We start from the raw sequence: 18,703 nt of genomic DNA on the forward strand, positions 1-18,703 counted from the left end.
ATTCGAAGCATGAGTCCCCAACCGCGATCCCCCAGATCGCCCCTTCATCATTCAGCCGGTGCGTCACACCACCGGCGCCACTGCGAACCGAGGCGTCAACCCATGACCTACTCGTTTACCGAGAAGAAGCGCATCCGCAAGGATTTCGGCAAGCGGCCGCCCGTGCTGGGCGTGCCCAACCTGCTGACCATCCAGACCGACTCCTACCGGGAGTTCCTGCAGGAGCACGTCGCGCCGAAGAAGCGTGAGGACAAGGGTCTGCATGCCGCCTTGAAGTCGGTGTTCCCGATCGTCAGCTATTCGGGCAACGCCGCGTTGGAATACGTGGACTACCGCCTGGGTGAGCCCGGCTTCGACGAGCGCGAATGCCGCAACCGCGGCATGAGCTTCGGCGCGCCGCTGCGCGTCACCGTGCGTCTGGTGATTTACGACAAGGACAGCCCGGCGTCGCGCAAGGCCGTGAAGTACGTCAAGGAGCAAGAGGTCTACATGGGCGAGATCCCGCTCATGACCGACACCGGCACCTTCATCATCAACGGCACCGAGCGCGTCATCGTCTCGCAGCTGCACCGCAGTCCGGGCGTGTTCTTCGATCACGACCGCGGCAAGACGCACAGCTCGGGCAAGCTCTTGTTCTCCGCCCGCGTGATCCCCTACCGCGGCTCCTGGCTGGACTTCGAGTTCGACCCGAAGGACGCGCTGTTCACCCGTATCGATCGCCGCCGCAAGCTGCCGGTGACGGTGCTGCTGCGCGCGCTCGGCTACAACAACCAGGAGATGCTGGACATCTTCTTCGAGCACAACGTGTTCCACCTCGGCAAGAAGGGTGGCACCACGCTGGAGCTGGTGGCCGAGCGCCTGCGCGGCGAAACCCTCAGCTTCGACCTCAGCGTGGGCGACAAGGTGCTGGTGGAAGCTGGCAAGCGCATCACCGCGCGCCACGTGCGCCAGCTCGCGGCCGAGAACATCACTGCGCTGGAAGTGCCGGACGACTACCCGGTGGGCCGCATCCTCGCCACCGACATCGTCGATGCCAAGACCGGCGAGCTGCTGGCCTCGGCCAATGACGAGATCAGCGCCGAGCAACTGGAGAACTTCCGCAAGGCCGGCATCGAGACGGTGCCGACGCTGTACGTCAACGATCTCGATCGCGGCGCCTACATCTCGCACACCCTGCGCATCGACAACACCAAGACGCCGCTGGAGGCGCTGGTGGAGATCTACCGCATGATGCGCCCGGGCGAGCCGCCGACGAAGGATGCCGCGCAGAACCTGTTCCACAATCTGTTCTTCACCTTCGACCGCTATGACCTGTCGGCCGTGGGTCGCATGAAGTTCAACCGCCGTGTGGGCCGCCAGGAAATCGCCGGTTCCGGCGTGCTGTACGACCACAAGTATTTCGGCGAGCGCAAGGAAGAAGAGTGCCAGCGCCTGGTCAAGGAACTGGGCGCCAGCTCGGACATCCTCGACGTGTTGAAGGTGCTCATCGAGATCAAGAACGGCCACGGCACGGTGGATGATATCGACCACCTCGGCAACCGCCGCGTGCGCAGCGTCGGCGAGATGACGGAAAACACCTTCCGCATCGGTCTGGTGCGCGTGGAGCGCGCGGTGCGCGAGCGCCTGAGCCTGGCCGAGGCCGATGGCCTCACCCCGCAGGACCTGATCAACGCCAAGCCGGTAGCGGCGGCGGTGAAGGAGTTCTTCGGCTCCTCGCAGCTGTCGCAGTTCATGGATCAGAACAACCCGCTGTCGGAAGTCACCCACAAGCGCCGCGTCTCCGCGCTGGGCCCAGGCGGCCTGACCCGCGAGCGCGCCGGTTTCGAAGTGCGCGACGTGCACCCCACCCATTACGGCCGCGTCTGCACCATCGAGACGCCGGAAGGCCCGAACATCGGCCTGATCAACTCGCTCGCCGTGTACGCGCGCACCAACCAGTACGGCTTCCTGGAAACGCCGTACCGCGAAGTGGCCCACGGCAAGGTCACCGATCGGGTGGATTACCTCTCGGCGATCGAGGAAGGCGACCATGTGATCGCGCAGGCGAACTCGCCGCTGGACAAGCACGGTGCGTTCATTGAGGAATTCGTCTCCTGCCGTTTCCGCGGCGAATCCGAGCTGCGCCCGGCCGCCGAGGTCGACTACATGGACGTCTCGCCCATGCAGACCGTGTCGGTGGCGGCGGCGCTGGTGCCCTTCCTTGAGCACGACGACGCCAACCGCGCGCTGATGGGCGCGAACATGCAGCGCCAGGCCGTGCCGACCCTGCGTTCGCAGACCCCGCTGGTCGGCACCGGCATCGAGCGCGCGGTGGCGCGCGACTCCGGCGTTATCGTCTCCGCCAAGCGCGGCGGCGTGATCGACCAGGTCGACGCCGGCCGTATCGTGGTGCGCGTGAACGAGGACGAGATCGGCGAGAGCGATGCCGGCGTCGACATCTACACACTGACCAAGTACACCCGCTCCAACCAGAACACCAACCTCAACCAGCGCCCGCTGGTGAACGTGGGTGACGTGGTGGCGAAGGGCGACACGCTGGCCGACGGTTCGTCGACCGACCTGGGCGAGCTCGCGCTCGGCCAGAACATGCTGATCGCGTTCATGCCGTGGAACGGCTACAACTTCGAAGACTCGATCCTGCTCTCCGAGCGCGTCGTGCAGGAAGACCGCTACACCTCGATCCACATCGAGGAGCTGGCCTGCGTCGCGCGCGACACCAAGCTGGGCGCCGAGGAAATCACCGCCGACATCCCGAACGTGGGCGAGCAGGCGCTGGCCCGACTCGACGAGAGCGGCATCGTCTACATCGGCGCCGAGGTGAAGGCCGGCGACATCCTGGTCGGCAAGGTCACGCCCAAGGGCGAAAGCCAGCTCACGCCGGAAGAGAAGCTGCTGCGCGCGATCTTCGGCGAGAAGGCATCCGACGTGAAGGACAGCTCGCTGCGCGTGTCGCCCGGCATGGACGGCACCGTCATCGACGTGCAGGTGTTCACCCGCGACGGCATCGAGAAGGACAAACGCGCCAAGCAGATCGAGGAAACCGAGGTCAAGCGTATCCGCAAGGATTTCGACGACCAGTTCCGCATCCTCGAAGGCGCGATCTACAACCGCATGCGCGTCCAGTTGGTCGGGCAAAGCGCGATGAGCGGCCCGGGCGGCCTGAAGCGCGGTGCCGAGATCACCGGCGCCTACCTCGACGGCCTGAAGAAGGACGACTGGTTCAAGATCAACGTCAAGGACGAGGCCGTCACCGAGTTCCTCGAACGCGCCTCCGAGCAGGTCAAGCGCCATCGCGAGGAGTTCGACAAGCGCTTCAAGGAGAAGCAGGCCAAGATCACCCAGGGTGACGACCTCGCGCCGGGCGTGCTGAAGATGGTCAAGGTGTTCCTTGCCGTGAAGCGCCGCATCCAGCCGGGCGACAAGATGGCCGGCCGGCACGGCAACAAGGGCGTGGTGTCGAACGTGGTGCCGGTGGAAGACATGCCGCACATGGCCAACGGCACCTCCATGGATATCTGCCTGAACCCGCTGGGCGTGCCCAGCCGTATGAACATCGGCCAGATTCTCGAAGTGCACCTGGGCTGGGCGGCCAAGGGCCTGGGCAAGAAGATCCAGCAGATGCTGGAGGCGGACGCCAAGGTCAAGCAGATCCGCGAATTCCTCGACCAGATCTACAACCACCACGTCGCCGGCGCGGTGCAGCACGTGGATCTGAAGTCGCTCACCGACGACGAGATCCGCGCGCTGGCCGAGAACCTGCAGGAAGGCGTGCCGATGGCCACGCCGGTGTTCGACGGCGCCGAGGAAACCGAGATCAAGGCGATGCTGAAGCTGGCGGACCTGCCCGAGTCGGGCCAGACCGTGCTGTACGACGGTCGTACCGGCGAGGCGTTCGACCGCCCGGTCACCGTGGGCTACATGCATTACCTGAAGCTCAACCACCTGGTCGACGACAAGATGCACGCGCGTTCCACCGGCCCGTACTCGCTGGTCACCCAGCAGCCGCTGGGCGGCAAGGCGCAGTTCGGCGGCCAGCGCTTCGGCGAAATGGAAGTCTGGGCGCTGGAAGCCTACGGCGCGGCCTACACCCTGCAGGAAATGCTGACGGTGAAGTCCGACGACGTGCAGGGTCGCAACCAGATGTACAAGAACATCGTCGACGGCAACCACGAAATGTCCGCGGGCATGCCGGAGTCCTTCAACGTGCTGGTGAAGGAAATCCGCTCGCTCGCCATCGACATCGATCTGGAAGAGGTCAAGTGATTGGTCGGGACTCGGGACTCGGGACTCGGAACCCGGTAAGGGCCGGAAAGCCACACGGCTACGCCCTGCCAGGTTCGACCCCCGGGTTTCCGGTTCCGGCAACCGAAACCCCGTTTCCATCGCGGACCCCGACCAAAGCATCAGCTCCGACCGGAGACTTCAAATGAAAGACCTGCTCAACCTGTTCAACCAGCAGCGCGAAACGAAGGAATTCGATTCGATCAAGATCGCGCTGGCCTCGCCCGAGTTGATCCGCTCGTGGTCGTACGGCGAAGTGAAGAAGCCGGAAACGATCAACTACCGCACCTTCAAGCCGGAGCGTGACGGCCTGTTCTGCGCCGCGATCTTCGGCCCGGTGAAGGACTACGAGTGCCTGTGCGGCAAGTACAAGCGCATGAAGCACCGCGGCGTGGTGTGCGAGAAGTGCGGCACCGAAGTGACGCTGGCCAAGGTGCGCCGCGAGCGCATGGGCCACATCGAGCTGGCCAGTCCCACCGCGCACATCTGGTTCCTCAAGTCGCTGCCCTCGCGCATCGGCCTGATGCTGGACATGACCCTGCGTGACATCGAGCGCATCCTGTACTTCGAAGCCTTTGTGGTGATCGACCCGGGTTTGACCGCGCTGGAGCGTGGCCAGCTGCTTAGCGAGGACCAGTACCTCGAAGCGGTGGAAGAGCACGGCGACGAGTTCGACGCGCGGATGGGCGCCGAGGCGGTCTACGAACTGCTGAAGTCGCTCGACCTGCCGGGCGAAGTCATCCGCCTGAAGGAAGAGATCGCCTCCACCAACTCCGAAACCAAGCTCAAGCGCCTGACCAAGCGGGTCAAGCTGATCGAGGCCTTCCTGCAGTCGGGCAACAAGCCGGAGTGGATGGTGCTGACCGTGCTGCCGGTGCTGCCGCCGGATCTGCGCCCGCTGGTGCCGCTGGACGGTGGCCGCTTCGCGACCTCCGACCTGAACGACCTGTATCGCCGTGTCATCAACCGCAACAACCGCCTGAAGCGCCTGCTCGAACTCTCCGCGCCGGACATCATCGTGCGCAACGAGAAGCGCATGCTGCAGGAGTCGGTGGATGCGCTGCTCGACAACGGCCGCCGTGGCCGTGCCATCACCGGCACCAACAAGCGCGCGCTGAAGTCGCTCGCCGACATGATCAAGGGCAAGCAGGGCCGCTTCCGTCAGAACCTGCTCGGCAAGCGCGTGGACTACTCCGGCCGCTCGGTGATTACCGTGGGCCCGACGCTGCGCCTGCACCAGTGCGGCCTGCCCAAGAAAATGGCGCTGGAGCTGTTCAAGCCGTTCATCTTCGCCAAGCTGCAGGCGCGTGGCGAAGCCACCACCATCAAGGCGGCCAAGAAGCTGGTCGAGCGCGAGGAAGGCCAGGTGTGGGACATCCTCGAAGAGGTGATCCGCGAGCACCCGGTGCTCTTGAACCGCGCGCCGACGCTGCACCGTCTGGGCATCCAGGCGTTCGAGCCGAAGCTGATCGAAGGCAAGGCGATCCAGCTGCATCCGCTGGTCTGCACGGCGTTCAACGCCGACTTCGACGGTGACCAGATGGCCGTGCACGTGCCGCTGTCGATCGAGGCGCAGCTGGAAGCGCGCGCGCTGATGATGTCCACCAACAACATCCTGTCGCCCGCCAACGGCGAGCCGATCATCGTGCCGACCCAGGACGTGGTGCTGGGCCTGTACTACATGACCCGCGAGCTGGTGAACGCGAAGGGCACCGGCATGGTGTTCTCCTCCATCAGCGAGGCGCGCCGCGCCTACGACAACCGCGTGGTGGAACTGCACGCCAAGTGCAAGGTGCGCCTGAAGCTCACGCACATCGCCGCCGACCGCACGCGCACCAGCGAAATCAAGCTGGTGGAAACCACCGTGGGCCGCGCGCTGCTGGCCGAGATCCTGCCCGAGGGCCTGCCCTTCGAGCTGGCCAACACCGAGCTGACCAAGAAGGCGATCTCGCGTCTCATCAACGCCAGCTACCGCCGCCTGGGCCTGAAGGAAACCGTGGTCTTCGCCGACCAGCTGATGTACACCGGCTACCGCTACGCCACGCGCGCCGGCATTTCCATCGGCATCGACGACATGAAGATCCCGGTCGAGAAGAAGGCGATCCTCGAGGAAGCCGAGAAGGAAGTCGTCGAGATCCAGCAGCAGTACCAGTCGGGCCTGGTCACCGCCGGCGAGCGCTACAACAAGGTGGTCGACATCTGGTCGCGCACCAATGAGCTGGTGGCCAAGGCGATGATCGATGGCATCGGCACCGAGACGGTGACCGACAGCACGGGCAAGCAGGTGGCCCAGAAGTCGATGAACTCGCTGTACATCATGGCCGACTCCGGCGCGCGTGGTTCGGTGGCGCAGATTCGTCAGCTGGCCGGCATGCGCGGCCTGATGGCGCGCCCGGATGGCTCGATCATCGAGACCCCGATCAAGGCCAACTTCCGCGAAGGCCTGAACGTGTTGCAGTACTTCAACTCGACCCACGGCGCCCGCAAGGGCCTGGCGGATACCGCGTTGAAGACCGCCAACTCCGGTTACCTCACCCGTCGCCTGGTCGACGTGGCGCAGGACGTCGTCATCACGATGGACGACTGCGGCACCGAGAACGGCATCATGATGCAGCCGATCGTGGAAGGCGGCGACGTGGTCGAGCCGCTGCGCGACCGCGTGCTGGGCCGCGTGGTGGTCGAGGACGTCTACGCCCCCGGCAACGACGACCAGCCCATTGTCGAGCGCGACACCCTGCTCAACGAGGCGCTGGTCGAAAAGCTCGACAAGGCCGGCGTGCAGGCCATCAAGGTGCGCTCGCCAATCACCTGTGCCGCCAGCCACGGTGTGTGCAAGCTGTGCTACGGCCGCGACCTGGCGCGTGGCCACCTGGTCAACATGGGTGAGGCCGTGGGCGTGGTCGCCGCGCAGTCGATCGGCGAGCCCGGTACCCAGCTGACCATGCGTACCTTCCACATCGGCGGCGCGGCGTCGCGAGCCGCCGCCGTGGACAACGTGACGGTGAAGACCACCGGCACGCTGAGCTTCAACAACATCAAGACCGTGCAGCACGCCCAGGGTCACCTGGTGGCGGTGTCGCGTTCGGGCGAAGTATCGGTGCGCGATGCCAACGGCCGCGAGCGCGAGCGCTACAAGGTGCCCTACGGTGCCACCATCGCGGTCAAGGACGGCGCGGCGGTCAAGGCCGGCCAGGTCGTGGCCAACTGGGATCCGCATACCCATCCGATCGTCACCGAAGTGGCGGGCGTGGTGCGCTTCATCGACTTCGTCGATGGCATCACCGTGCAGAACCAGACCGACGAGTTGACCGGCCTGGAATCGGCGGTGGTCACCGACCCCAAGCGTCGTGGTACGGCGGCCAAGGATCTGCGCCCCATCGTGCGCCTGGAAGACGCGCAGGGTCGCGAGCTCAAGTTGCCGGGCACCGACGTGCCGGCGCAGTACATGCTGCCAGCCGGCGCCATCGTGTCGATCCAGAATGGCGCGGCGGTGGGCGTGGGTGACGTGGTGGCGCGTATCCCGCAGGACGCCTCCAAGACCCGCGACATCACCGGCGGTCTGCCGCGCGTGGCCGACCTGTTCGAGGCACGCAAGCCGAAGGAGCCGGCGGTACTGGCCGAGCGTTCGGGCGTCATCAGCTTCGGCAAGGACACCAAGGGCAAGCAGCGCCTCATCATCAAGGACGCCGACGGCAACGAGCACGAGGAGCTGATCCCGAAGTGGCGCCAGGTCATCGTGTTCGAAGGCGAGCACGTGGAGAAGGGCGAAACCGTGGTGGACGGCGAGCCCAGCCCGCACGACATCCTGCGTCTGAAGGGTGTGGAGGCGTTGGCTACCTACCTGGTCAAGGAAATCCAGGACGTCTATCGACTGCAGGGTGTGAAGATCAACGACAAGCACATCGAAGCGATCATTCGCCAGATGCTGCGCAAGGTCGAGATCACCGAGGCTGGCGACAGCCACTACCTGCGCGGCGAGCAGGTGGAGCGGGTGCGCATCAATGCCGAGAACGACCGTGCGGAAGCCAAGGGCGAACGTCCGGCGGGCTACGGGTCGGTGCTGCTGGGTATCACCAAGGCCTCGCTGGCGACCGAGTCGTTCATCTCGGCGGCCTCCTTCCAGGAAACCACCCGCGTCCTCACCGAGGCAGCGGTTCGCGGTACGCGCGATACCTTGCGTGGCTTGAAGGAAAATGTTATCGTCGGACGTCTCATTCCTGCAGGCACGGGTCTGGCCTACCATGACGCGCGCCGCAACCAAGGCGGCTTGACCGCCTCGGAGCTGGAGACGTTATCCGGTGCTGCTGCCACCGTCTCGTTCGCCGAGGCGCCGGCCGCTGGCGATGCGGATGCCGAGTAAGTCCCTGGCGGACTGACTCGCCAGACATACGAAATGAGGCGCAGGGATGCGCCTCGTGTTCGGGTCAAGGAGGGCGGGCATTGGCTTGTCTGTGACAGGCCGTCCATGTTATATTCCCGCTTCTTGGCAGACCGAGCGTGTTCGGGCTGCCTTTATGTTTTCACGAATAGGCTACGCATGGCGACTATCAACCAGTTGGTGCGCAAATCCCGCAGCCCGAAGAGCTACAAGAGCGCTTCGCCTGCCTTGCAGAACAGCCCGCAGCGCCGTGGCGTCTGCACGCGCGTTTATACGACCACTCCGAAGAAGCCGAACTCGGCACTGCGCAAGGTGGCCAAGGTGCGCCTGACCAATGGTTACGAGGTCATCTCGTATATCGGCGGCGAAGGCCACAACCTGCAGGAGCACTCGGTGGTGCTGATCCGCGGCGGTCGTGTCAAGGATCTGCCGGGCGTGCGTTACCACACGGTGCGCGGCAGCCTCGATTGCGCCGGCGTCACCAAGCGCCGCCAGTCGCGCTCGAAGTACGGCGCCAAGCGCCCGAAGTCCTGAGACTCTAGGAATTAACTATGTCGCGTAAAGGTTCCCATCCCGCCCGCGTGGTGCTGCCCGATCCCAAGCACGGTAGCCAGCTGATCGCGCGCTTCATCAACATGGTGATGAAGAGTGGCAAGAAGTCGGTGGCCGAGAGCATCGTCTACGGCGCACTCGATCACCTGGGCGAGAAGCACGCCGAGCCGGTGGCGCTGGTCGAGAAGGCGCTGAACAACGTCGCGCCTGCCGTCGAGGTAAAGTCCCGCCGCGTTGGTGGCGCCACTTATCAGGTGCCAGTCGAGGTGCGTTCGGGGCGTCGCATGGCGCTGGCCATGCGTTGGGTGATCGAGGCGGCGCGCAAGCGTGGCGAGACCTCGATGCCGCGCAAGCTGGCTGCCGAGTTGCAGGAGGCCTCCGAGAGTCGTGGTGGCGCTGCCAAGAAGCGTGAGGAAACGCATCGCATGGCGGAAGCCAACAAGGCCTTCTCGCACTACCGCTGGTAAGCGGCGGTACTGGCGCCGGCCTTCGGGCCGGCACCGCACAAGCCGGCGCTTGCGCCGGATTTTTCTTGATAGAGCGGCCCGGATGGCCGCCGCTGACCTTTCGGGGATGGAACTCCGCCGGATACGACCATGGCACGCACCACACCCATCGAGCGCTACCGCAACTTCGGCATCATGGCTCACATCGATGCCGGCAAAACCACCACGACGGAGCGCATCCTGTTCTACACCGGCGTCTCGCACAAGATCGGCGAAGTGCACGACGGCGCGGCCACGATGGACTGGATGGAGCAGGAGCAGGAGCGCGGCATCACCATCACCTCCGCGGCCACCACGGCCTTCTGGAAGGGCATGGATGGTTCGATGGAGCAGTACCGCTTCAACATCATTGATACCCCCGGGCACGTCGACTTCACCATCGAAGTGGAGCGCTCGTTGCGCGTGCTCGACGGCGCGGTGTTCGTGCTGTGCGCGGTCGGTGGTGTGCAGCCGCAGTCCGAAACCGTGTGGCGCCAGGCCAACAAGTACAAGGTGCCGCGCCTCGCGTTCGTCAACAAGATGGATCGCACCGGCGCCAACTTCGACAAGGTCGTGAGCCAGCTGAAAGCGCGTCTGGGTGCACACCCGGTGCCGATGGTGGTGCCGATCGGCGCCGAGGACAACTTCGACGGCGTGGTCGACCTCATCAAGATGAAGGCCATCGTCTGGGACATGCCTTCGCAAGGCATGAAGTTCGAGTACACCGACATTCCCGCCAACCTGATGGACAAGGCCGTCGAGGCACGTGGCTTCATGGTCGAGTCCGCCGCCGAGGCCAGCGAGGAGTTGATGAACAAGTACCTCGAAGGGGGCGACCTTTCCGAGGACGAGATTTATGCCGGCCTGCGTCAGCGCACGCTGGCCAGCGAAATCATTCCGGTCTATTGCGGCACCGCCTTCAAGAACAAGGGTGTGCAGGCGATGCTGGATGCCGTGGTGCACCTGCTGCCGTCGCCGACCGATCGTCCGCCGGTGGCTGGCATGGACGAAAACGAGAAGGAAGCGCACCGCGAGGCCACGGACACGGCGCCGTTCTCCGCGCTCGCGTTCAAGATCATGACCGACCCGTTCGTGGGCTCGCTGACCTTCTTCCGCGTCTACTCGGGCGTGCTGAATGCCGGCGATGCCGTCTACAACCCGGTGAAGTCCAAGAAGGAGCGCATCGGTCGCATCCTGCAGATGCACGCCAATGATCGCCATGAATTGAAGGAAGTCCGTGCCGGCGACATCGCCGCTGCGGTCGGCCTGAAGGACGTGACGACCGGCGATACGCTGTGCTCGCAGGATCATGTCATTACCCTGGAGCGCATGACGTTCCCGGAGCCGGTGATTTCGATGGCGGTGGAGCCGAAGACCAAATCCGACCAGGAGAAAATGGGTATCGCGCTGGGCCGTCTGGCTGCCGAAGACCCGTCCTTCCGCGTGCGTACCGACGAGGAATCCGGCCAGACCATTATTTCGGGCATGGGCGAGCTGCACCTGGACATCATCGTCGATCGCATGCGCCGCGAGTTCAACGTCGAGGCCAACGTCGGCAAGCCGCAGGTGGCTTACCGCGAAACAATCCGCTCCAGCGACGTCAAGAGCGACTACAAGCACGCCAAGCAGTCCGGCGGCAAGGGTCAGTACGGCCACGTGGTGATCGAGATGTCGCCCATCAGCGACGCCGATCGTGCCGATCAGAAGCTCTCCGCGCAGATCAAGGACGACTTCCTGTTCCTGAACGAGATCAGTGGCGGCGTGATTCCGAAGGAGTTCATTCCCTCGGTCGAAAAGGGTCTGCGCGAAACCATCACCAGCGGCCCGATGGCTGGCTTCCCGGTGGTGGGCGTCAAGGTGAAGCTGGTGTTCGGCTCCTACCACGACGTCGACTCGTCCGAAATGGCGTTCAAACTGGCCGCTTCGATGGCCTTCAAACAAGGCTTCGCCAAGGCGTCGCCGGTGCTGCTTGAGCCGATCATGAAGGTCGAAGTGGTGACGCCGGAAGATTACGTGGGCGATGTGATGGGCGACATGAGCCGTCGTCGCGGCATCCTGCGTGGCCAGGAAGACACGCCGTCGGGCAAGACCATCGATGCGTTCGTGCCGCTGGGCGAGATGTTCGGCTACGCGACCACGATCCGTTCGCTGACCCAGGGGCGCGCCACCTTCACGATGGAGTTCGACCACTACGCCGAGGCGCCGAACAACATCGCCGAGCAGGTCGTAAAGAAAGCGTGACTTTTGCGCTCATCCATGAGCGCAAAGGCAAATCAAAAAGCGGTCATCCATGGCCGCACTTTTCAAGAAAGCAGTGCGGCCCTCTGGTCGCGTAAATCAAACGACGCGGCGCCAGCCGCACTGACAGCAAGCACTATCTAGAGGTCATCATCATGGCAAAGGGCAAGTTCGAGCGCACCAAGCCCCACGTGAACGTGGGCACGATCGGTCACGTGGACCACGGCAAGACGACGCTGACGGCGGCGCTGACGAAGGTTGGCGCGGAGCGTTTCGGTGGCGAGTTCAAGGCCTATGACGCGATCGACGCGGCGCCGGAAGAAAAGGCGCGCGGCATCACGATCTCGACGGCGCACGTGGAATACGAGTCGCCGCTGCGCCACTACGCGCACGTGGACTGCCCGGGCCATGCCGACTACGTGAAGAACATGATCACGGGTGCGGCGCAGATGGACGGCGCGATCCTGGTGTGCTCGGCCGCGGACGGCCCGATGCCGCAGACGCGCGAACACATCCTGCTGTCGCGCCAGGTGGGCGTGCCGTACATCGTGGTCTACCTGAACAAGGCGGACATGGTGGACGACGCCGAGCTGCTCGAGTTGGTCGAGATGGAAGTGCGCGAGCTGCTGTCGAAGTACGACTTCCCGGGCGACGACACGCCGATGATCCACGGTTCGGCCAAGCTGGCGCTGGAAGGCGACCAGAGCGAGATCGGCGTGCCGTCGATCATCAAGCTGGTCGATGCACTGGACAGCTACATTCCGGAGCCGGTGCGTGCGCTGGATCGGCCGTTTCTGATGCCGGTGGAAGACGTGTTCTCGATCTCCGGCCGTGGCACGGTGGTGACCGGGCGTGTGGAGCGCGGCATCGTCAAGGTCGGTGAGGAAATCGAGGTCGTGGGCATTCGCCCGACGCAGAAGACCACGGTGACCGGCGTGGAAATGTTCCGCAAGCTGCTGGATCAAGGCCAGGCGGGCGACAACGTGGGCCTGTTGCTGCGCGGTCTGAAGCGCGACGACGTGGAGCGCGGTCAGGTGCTGGCGAAGCCGGGCACGATCACGCCGCACACGGACTTCGAGGCCGAGGTGTATGTGTTGTCGAAGGAAGAGGGCGGTCGTCACACGCCGTTCTTCAAGGGCTACCGTCCGCAGTTCTACTTCCGTACCACCGACGTGACCGGCGCGGTGCAGCTGCCGGAAGGCGTGGAAATGGTGATGCCTGGCGACAACGTGAAGATGGTGGTGAGCCTGATTCACCCGATCGCGATGGACGACGGCCTGCGCTTCGCCATCCGCGAAGGCGGCCGCACCGTCGGCGCCGGCGTGGTGGCCAAGGTCATCAAGTAATCGCGTGAGGCATGGTGAAGCGGAAGAGTGCGAACTCTTCCGCTTTGGCTGAGTCGCTCGGTTTGAGTCTTTTGCGCGGGTTCTTCCCACGCGCCGGATTTTCCGTTATACTTCGCAGCTCCCTTGCTGGCCAAACTGGTTTTGGTCGGCTCACCGCGAAATGAGGCGCAGGATGTGCTTCGAGTTCGCCGGCCGTGGACGGCCATCGCGCTGACCGGATCCGGATGCGTTCCGTAGTCTGGTCAGATTGCGCGGCAGGATTTGCGCCAGGCGAGCAGTGCATGCTCGCTTGGCGTTTTCGAGTCGGAATTCCGCGCAGGCGGAGTCCGGTGGTTTCAAAAGCAGTTGCGGGGCAGTGAGAAGCCGCCTCGTTGCACATTCCAAGTTCTTTTGATAACAGGACACGGTTTATGGCGAACCAGAAGATTCGCATTCGGCTCAAGGCGTACGATCATCGTCTGATCGACCGCTCGGCCAGTGAGATCGTCGAGACGGCCAAGCGTACCGGCGCCACGGTGCTGGGCCCCATCCCGCTCCCGACCAAGATCGAGCGCTACACCATCCTGGTGTCGCCGCACGTCGACAAAGATGCACGCGACCAGTACGAAACCCGTACCCACAAGCGCGTGCTCGACATCGTCGATCCCAACGACAAGACCGTGGACGCGCTCATGAAGCTTGATCTCGCCGCTGGCGTCGATGTTCAGATCAAGCTCGGTTGAGCGATAGACAGGATACGAACATGAGTATCGGACTGGTAGGCCGCAAGTGCGGCATGAGCCGACTCTTCACTGAGGATGGGCGCTCGATTCCGGTGACCTTGATCGAGGCCACCCCGAATCGCGTCACTCAGTTGAAGACGGAAGACAATGACGGTTACAGCGCGGTGCAGGTCGCGGCGGGCGTGAAGCGCGCCAGTCTGCTGACGGCGCCGCTGAAGGGCCATTACGCCAAGGCCAAGGTCGAGCCGGGCCGCGGCTTGTGGGAATTCCGCGTCGCTGCCGAGGATCTCGGCAAGTACAGCGTGGGCGCCGAGATCAAGGCCGAGGACGTGTTCTCGGCGGGTCAGATCGTCGACGTGGCCGGCGTTTCCAAGGGCAAGGGCTTCCAGGGCACCATCAAGCGCTGGAACTTCAAGATGGGCGATGCCACGCACGGCAACTCGCTGTCGCACCGCGCGCCGGGTTCGATCGGTCAGCGCCAGACGCCGGGGCGTGTGTTCCCCGGCAAGAAGATGGCGGGCCAGATGGGCAACGTGAACCGCACCCAGCAAGGCCTGGAAGTGGTCAAGGTTGACGCCGAGCGTCACCTGATCGCGGTGAAGGGCGCCGTCCCCGGCGCGGCCGGCGGCGACGTCGTCATCCGTCCGACCACCAAGGGTTGAGGAGAGACGCCATGGAACTGAATGTCATTGGCGCCAAGCCGCTTGCCGTATCCGACGAAGTGTTCGGCGGCGAGTTCAAGCAGGCCCTGATCCACCAGGTGGTGGTTGCGTACCAGGCTGGCGCTCGCGCCGGCACCAAGGCGCAGCTCTCGCGTGGCGAGATGTCGGGCACCACCAAGAAGTTCAAGAAGCAGAAGGGCGGCGGCGCCCGTCACGGCGACTACCGCGCGCCGATCTTCGTGGGTGGCGGCGTGACCTTTGCCGCGAAGCCGCGCAGCTTCGAGCAGAAGGTCAATCGCAAGGCCTATCGCGTCGCGATCCGTTCGATCCTGGCCGAGCTGAACCGTCAGGGCCGCATCAAGGTGGTCGAGGGCTTCGGCGTCGAGCAGCCCAAGACCAAGGCGATGATCGCCCGGCTCAAGGAGCTGGAAATCGCTGGTCGCGTGCTGCTGGTGTCTGAGGACGCCAACGAGGCCTTGTACTTGGCTGCGCGCAATATTCCCTACCTGCACGTCGTCGACGTGATGGCGCTGAACCCGGTCAGCCTGGTCGGTTCCGACCATGTGGTGCTGACGGTCGACGCCGTGAAGAAGATCGAGGAGTGGCTGGCATGAGCAACGAACGCATTCTCGACACGCTGCGTGCGCCGCACATCTCCGAGAAATCGGCCCGTGTCAGCGAGCACAACCAGTACGTTTTCGTGGTAGCCCCCGCGGCGACCAAGGCCGATGTCCGTGCGGCGGTGGAGAAGATGTTCGATGTCAAAGTCGAACAGGTGAACCTCGTCAACACCAAGGGCAAGGTCAAGTCCTTTCGTTCCCGCGCGGGCAGCCGCCAGGGCAAGCGCAAGGCTTATGTGCGCCTCGCTGATGGTCAGTCCATCGACGTGTCGGCCAAGGCCTGAGCCAGGAGTTTCGTGAGATGGCACTAATCAACCATAAGCCGACCTCGCCCGGCCGTCGTGACGCTGTCAGCGTCAAGACGGAAGGCCTGCACAAGGGCGCGCCCTACGCGCCGTTGACCGAGGCGCAGTCCAAGACCGGTGGTCGCAATCACTTTGGTCGTATCACCACGCGTCATCGCGGCGGTGGTCACAAGCAGCATTACCGCATCATCGACTTCAAGCGCGACAAGGAAGGCATTGCCGCCAAGGTCGAGCGCATCGAATACGATCCGAACCGTACCGCGCACATCGCGCTGCTGTGCTACGCCGATGGCGAGCGCCGCTACATCATCGCGCCCAAGGGCGTGCAGGTGGGCGATCGCCTGTTGTCCGGGCACGATGCGCCGATCAAGGTGGGCAACTGCCTGCAGCTGCGTTCGATCCCGGTGGGCTCCACCATCCACTGCATCGAGATGAAGCCTGGCAAGGGCGCGCAGATCGCCCGCAGCGCCGGCGCCTCGGTGCAGCTGGTAGCCCGCGAATCCGGTTATGCCACGTTGCGCCTGCGCTCCGGCGAAATGCGCCGCGTGCCGGTCGAGTGCCGCGCCACCATCGGCGAAGTGGGCAACGGCGAGCACAGCCTCAAGAAGCTCGGCAAGGCCGGCGTCAAGCGTTGGATGGGCATTCGCCCGACCGTGCGCGGCGTGGTGATGAACCCGGTCGACCACCCGCACGGCGGCGGCGAAGGCCGCACCTCCGGTGGTCGCCACCCGGTCAGTCCCTGGGGCACGCCGACCAAGGGTTACAAGACCCGCAACAACAAGCGCACGCAGCACCTCATCGTGCGTCGTCGCAAGTAACAGGAACCCGACATGCCACGCTCTCTGAAGAAAGGTCCGTTTGTCGACCTTCACCTCGCCAAGAAGGTGGAAGCCGCGGTTTCCGCCAACAACAAGCGCCCGATCAAGACCTGGTCGCGCCGCTCGATGATCCTGCCCGAAATGGTGGGCTTGACCATCGCCATCCACAACGGCCGCCAGCACGTGCCGGTGCTCGTCAACGAGAACATGGTCGGGCACAAGCTCGGCGAGTTCGCGGTGACACGCACCTTCAAGGGCCACGTCGGCGACAAGAAGGGCAAGTGATGAGCACTGAAGCCAAAGCGATCCTGCGCAGCGCCCGCATTTCGGCGCAGAAGGCACGCCTGGTGGCCGACCTGGTCCGCGGCATGCCCGTGGGCCGGGCCAGCGACGTGCTCGCCTTTACCAACAAGAAGGCCGCCCACCTTGTGCGCAAGGTGCTGCTCTCGGCCGTCGCCAACGCCGAGAACAACCTCGGTGCCGACGTCGACGAGTTGAAAGTGGCGCGTATTTTCGTCGACGAAGGTCCGGCGATGAAGCGCATGTTCGCCCGCGCCAAAGGCCGCGGTTCGCGCATCCTGAAGCGCACCAGCCACATCACCGTGGTCGTTGGCAACTGACGGGGACACAAGACGATGGGTCATAAAGTTCATCCCACCGGCATCCGCCTCGGCATCGCCAAGGACTGGAATGCCAAGTGGTACGCCAACAAGGGCGATTACGCAAAGTATCTCGTGGCGGACATCAAGGTTCGCGAGGTGCTCAAGAAGAAGCTGGCCGCCGCCGGCATCTCGAAGATCCTGATCGAGCGCCCGGCCAAGACCGCGCGCGTGACGATCCACACTGCCCGTCCGGGCGTGGTGATCGGCAAGAAGGGCGAGGACATCGAGAAGCTGCGCAAGGAAGTTTCCGACCTGATGGGCGTCCCGACGCACATCAACGTCAACGAAGTGCGCAAGCCCGAACTGGACGCCCAGCTGGTGGCCGAGTCGATCGCGCAGCAGCTTGAGCGCCGCATCATGTTCCGCCGCGCGATGAAGCGCTCGGTGGGCAACGCGATGCGCCTGGGTGCCCTGGGCATCAAGATCAACGTGTCCGGGCGTCTGAATGGCGCCGAGATCGCCCGCTCCGAGTGGGCCCGCGAAGGTCGCGTGCCGCTGCACACCCTGCGTGCCGACATCGACTACGGCACGGCCGAAGCCAAGACGCAGTACGGCATCATCGGCATCAAGGTGTGGGTCTACAAGGGCGAGATCTTCGACGTGACCCAGATCGGCCAGGAGCCGAAGGACGAGTCCCCGGCGCCGTCGTCGCGCCGCGAGGGTGGCGAAGGCCGTCGTGACCGCGAACCGCGCCGTGACCGTGATGGCGAAGGCCGTCGCGAGCGTTCGGCGAAGTAAGGAGAGTTGCCATGTTGCAACCCAAGCGAACCAAATACCGCAAGCAGTTCAAGGGCCGCAACGGGGGCCTGGCACAGTGTGCCAACCTCGTCAGCTTCGGCGAATTCGGCCTGAAGGCGACCACCCACGGTGCGCTCACCGCGCGCCAGATCGAGGCCGGCCGTCGTTGCATCACCCGTTTCGTCAAGCGTGGCGGCAAGTTGTGGATCCGCGTGTTCCCGGACAAGCCGATCACCAAGAAGCCCATCGAAGTGCGTATGGGCGCCGGCAAGGGCAGCGTCGAGTTCTGGGTCGCCCCGATCCAGCCTGGTCGTATGTTGTATGAAATCGAAGGCATCGACGAGATCTCGGCGCGCGAGGCATTCCGCCTGGCGGCTGCCAAGCTCTCGGTGCAGACCCAGTTCGTGACCCGGGCGGTGATGTGATATGGCCATCAAAGATCTGACCACCAAGTCGGCCGACGAGCTCAACCAGCACCTGCTCGACCTGCGCAAGGAACAGTTCAATCTGCGCATGCAGAAGGGCGCCGGCCAGCTCAGCCAGCCGCATCAGCTGCGCCGCGTCCGGCGCGACATCGCCCGCACGAAGTTCGTGCTCGGCGCGAAGAAGTAAGGGAGCGCCGAGATGAGCGATGAGAACAAGCAGGCACGCACCCTTGAGGGCCGCGTCATCAGCAACAAGATGGACAAAACGGTCACCGTCCTGATCGAGCGCCAGGTGCAGCACGGCCTGCTGGGCAAGATCCTGCGCCGGTCGACCAAACTGCACGCGCAGGACGACCTGGGTGCGAACGAGGGAGACCTCGTGCGTATCGCCGAGTGCCGCCCGCTGTCCAAGACCAAACATCATCGCGTGGTTGAAATCATCACGCGTGCCAACGTCTAAGGGGAGGGTGC

The 18,703-nt window shown here is 64.3% G+C and carries 17 protein-coding genes; all 17 read left to right on the forward strand.

Annotated features, from left to right (window positions below; all coding sequences use genetic code 11):
- Positions 1-102: 102 nt before the first annotated feature.
- The 17 genes from rpoB to rpsQ all read left to right on the forward strand — a co-directional run bounded on the left by rpoB (position 103) and on the right by rpsQ (position 18,692).
- Positions 103-4,263 (forward strand): DNA-directed RNA polymerase subunit beta, encoded by a 4,161-nt coding sequence (gene rpoB, locus AC3WQA_RS12190; protein ID WP_492675312.1) that lies wholly within the window; start codon positions 103-105, stop codon positions 4,261-4,263.
- 163 nt (positions 4,264-4,426) lie between these two features.
- A complete protein-coding gene (gene rpoC / locus AC3WQA_RS12195) occupies positions 4,427-8,641 on the forward strand; it encodes a DNA-directed RNA polymerase subunit beta' (protein ID WP_492675313.1) in 4,215 nt (1,404 codons plus the stop codon).
- 177 nt (positions 8,642-8,818) lie between these two features.
- Positions 8,819-9,193 carry a 30S ribosomal protein S12 gene (gene rpsL / locus AC3WQA_RS12200; RefSeq protein ID WP_492675314.1) on the forward strand — a complete coding sequence of 125 codons (375 nt, stop codon included), beginning with the start codon at positions 8,819-8,821 and terminating at the stop codon, positions 9,191-9,193.
- 17 nt (positions 9,194-9,210) lie between these two features.
- Complete coding sequence (rpsG, locus tag AC3WQA_RS12205) at positions 9,211-9,678, forward strand: 30S ribosomal protein S7 (RefSeq protein WP_492675315.1); 468 nt, start codon at positions 9,211-9,213, stop codon at positions 9,676-9,678.
- 129 nt (positions 9,679-9,807) lie between these two features.
- Complete coding sequence (gene fusA, locus AC3WQA_RS12210) at positions 9,808-11,937, forward strand: elongation factor G (RefSeq protein WP_492675316.1); 2,130 nt, start codon at positions 9,808-9,810, stop codon at positions 11,935-11,937.
- Between the two features lie 152 nt (positions 11,938-12,089).
- The gene (tuf, locus tag AC3WQA_RS12215; RefSeq protein ID WP_492675317.1) at positions 12,090-13,280 is read left to right on the forward strand and encodes an elongation factor Tu; all 1,191 of its coding nucleotides are present in this window, start codon (positions 12,090-12,092) and stop codon (positions 13,278-13,280) included.
- A gap of 410 nt (positions 13,281-13,690) precedes the next feature.
- Complete coding sequence (gene rpsJ, locus AC3WQA_RS12220; protein ID WP_017461875.1) at positions 13,691-14,002, forward strand: 30S ribosomal protein S10; 312 nt, start codon at positions 13,691-13,693, stop codon at positions 14,000-14,002.
- A 20-nt stretch (positions 14,003-14,022) separates the two neighbouring features.
- A complete protein-coding gene (gene rplC, locus AC3WQA_RS12225) occupies positions 14,023-14,664 on the forward strand; it encodes a 50S ribosomal protein L3 (protein ID WP_492675318.1) in 642 nt (213 codons plus the stop codon).
- A gap of 11 nt (positions 14,665-14,675) precedes the next feature.
- Positions 14,676-15,278, forward strand: coding sequence for a 50S ribosomal protein L4 (gene rplD, locus AC3WQA_RS12230; protein WP_492675319.1), 603 nt, complete (start codon positions 14,676-14,678; stop codon positions 15,276-15,278).
- Positions 15,275-15,568, forward strand: coding sequence for a 50S ribosomal protein L23 (rplW, locus tag AC3WQA_RS12235; RefSeq protein WP_492675320.1), 294 nt, complete (start codon positions 15,275-15,277; stop codon positions 15,566-15,568). The genes rplD and rplW overlap by 4 nt, the downstream gene beginning before the upstream one ends.
- A gap of 17 nt (positions 15,569-15,585) precedes the next feature.
- A complete protein-coding gene (gene rplB / locus AC3WQA_RS12240; RefSeq protein ID WP_492675321.1) occupies positions 15,586-16,407 on the forward strand; it encodes a 50S ribosomal protein L2 in 822 nt (273 codons plus the stop codon).
- A 12-nt stretch (positions 16,408-16,419) separates the two neighbouring features.
- Complete coding sequence (rpsS, locus tag AC3WQA_RS12245) at positions 16,420-16,692, forward strand: 30S ribosomal protein S19 (RefSeq protein WP_077481308.1); 273 nt, start codon at positions 16,420-16,422, stop codon at positions 16,690-16,692.
- A complete protein-coding gene (rplV, locus tag AC3WQA_RS12250) occupies positions 16,692-17,027 on the forward strand; it encodes a 50S ribosomal protein L22 (RefSeq protein WP_492675322.1) in 336 nt (111 codons plus the stop codon). The genes rpsS and rplV overlap by 1 nt, the downstream gene beginning before the upstream one ends.
- Positions 17,028-17,042: 15 nt before the next feature.
- Entirely contained in the window at positions 17,043-17,807 is a 765-nt protein-coding gene (gene rpsC / locus AC3WQA_RS12255) for a 30S ribosomal protein S3 (protein WP_492675323.1), read from the forward strand.
- 11 nt (positions 17,808-17,818) lie between these two features.
- A complete protein-coding gene (gene rplP, locus AC3WQA_RS12260; protein ID WP_492675324.1) occupies positions 17,819-18,232 on the forward strand; it encodes a 50S ribosomal protein L16 in 414 nt (137 codons plus the stop codon).
- Between the two features lies 1 nt (position 18,233).
- Positions 18,234-18,419: a 50S ribosomal protein L29 gene (rpmC, locus tag AC3WQA_RS12265; protein WP_492675325.1), complete on the forward strand. Its 186-nt coding sequence runs from the start codon at positions 18,234-18,236 to the stop codon at positions 18,417-18,419.
- Positions 18,420-18,431: 12 nt separating this feature from the next.
- A complete protein-coding gene (gene rpsQ / locus AC3WQA_RS12270; protein WP_492675326.1) occupies positions 18,432-18,692 on the forward strand; it encodes a 30S ribosomal protein S17 in 261 nt (86 codons plus the stop codon).
- Positions 18,693-18,703: the final 11 nt, after the last annotated feature.

Source organism: Rhodanobacter sp. FW106-PBR-R2A-2-24 (assembly GCF_058789615.1).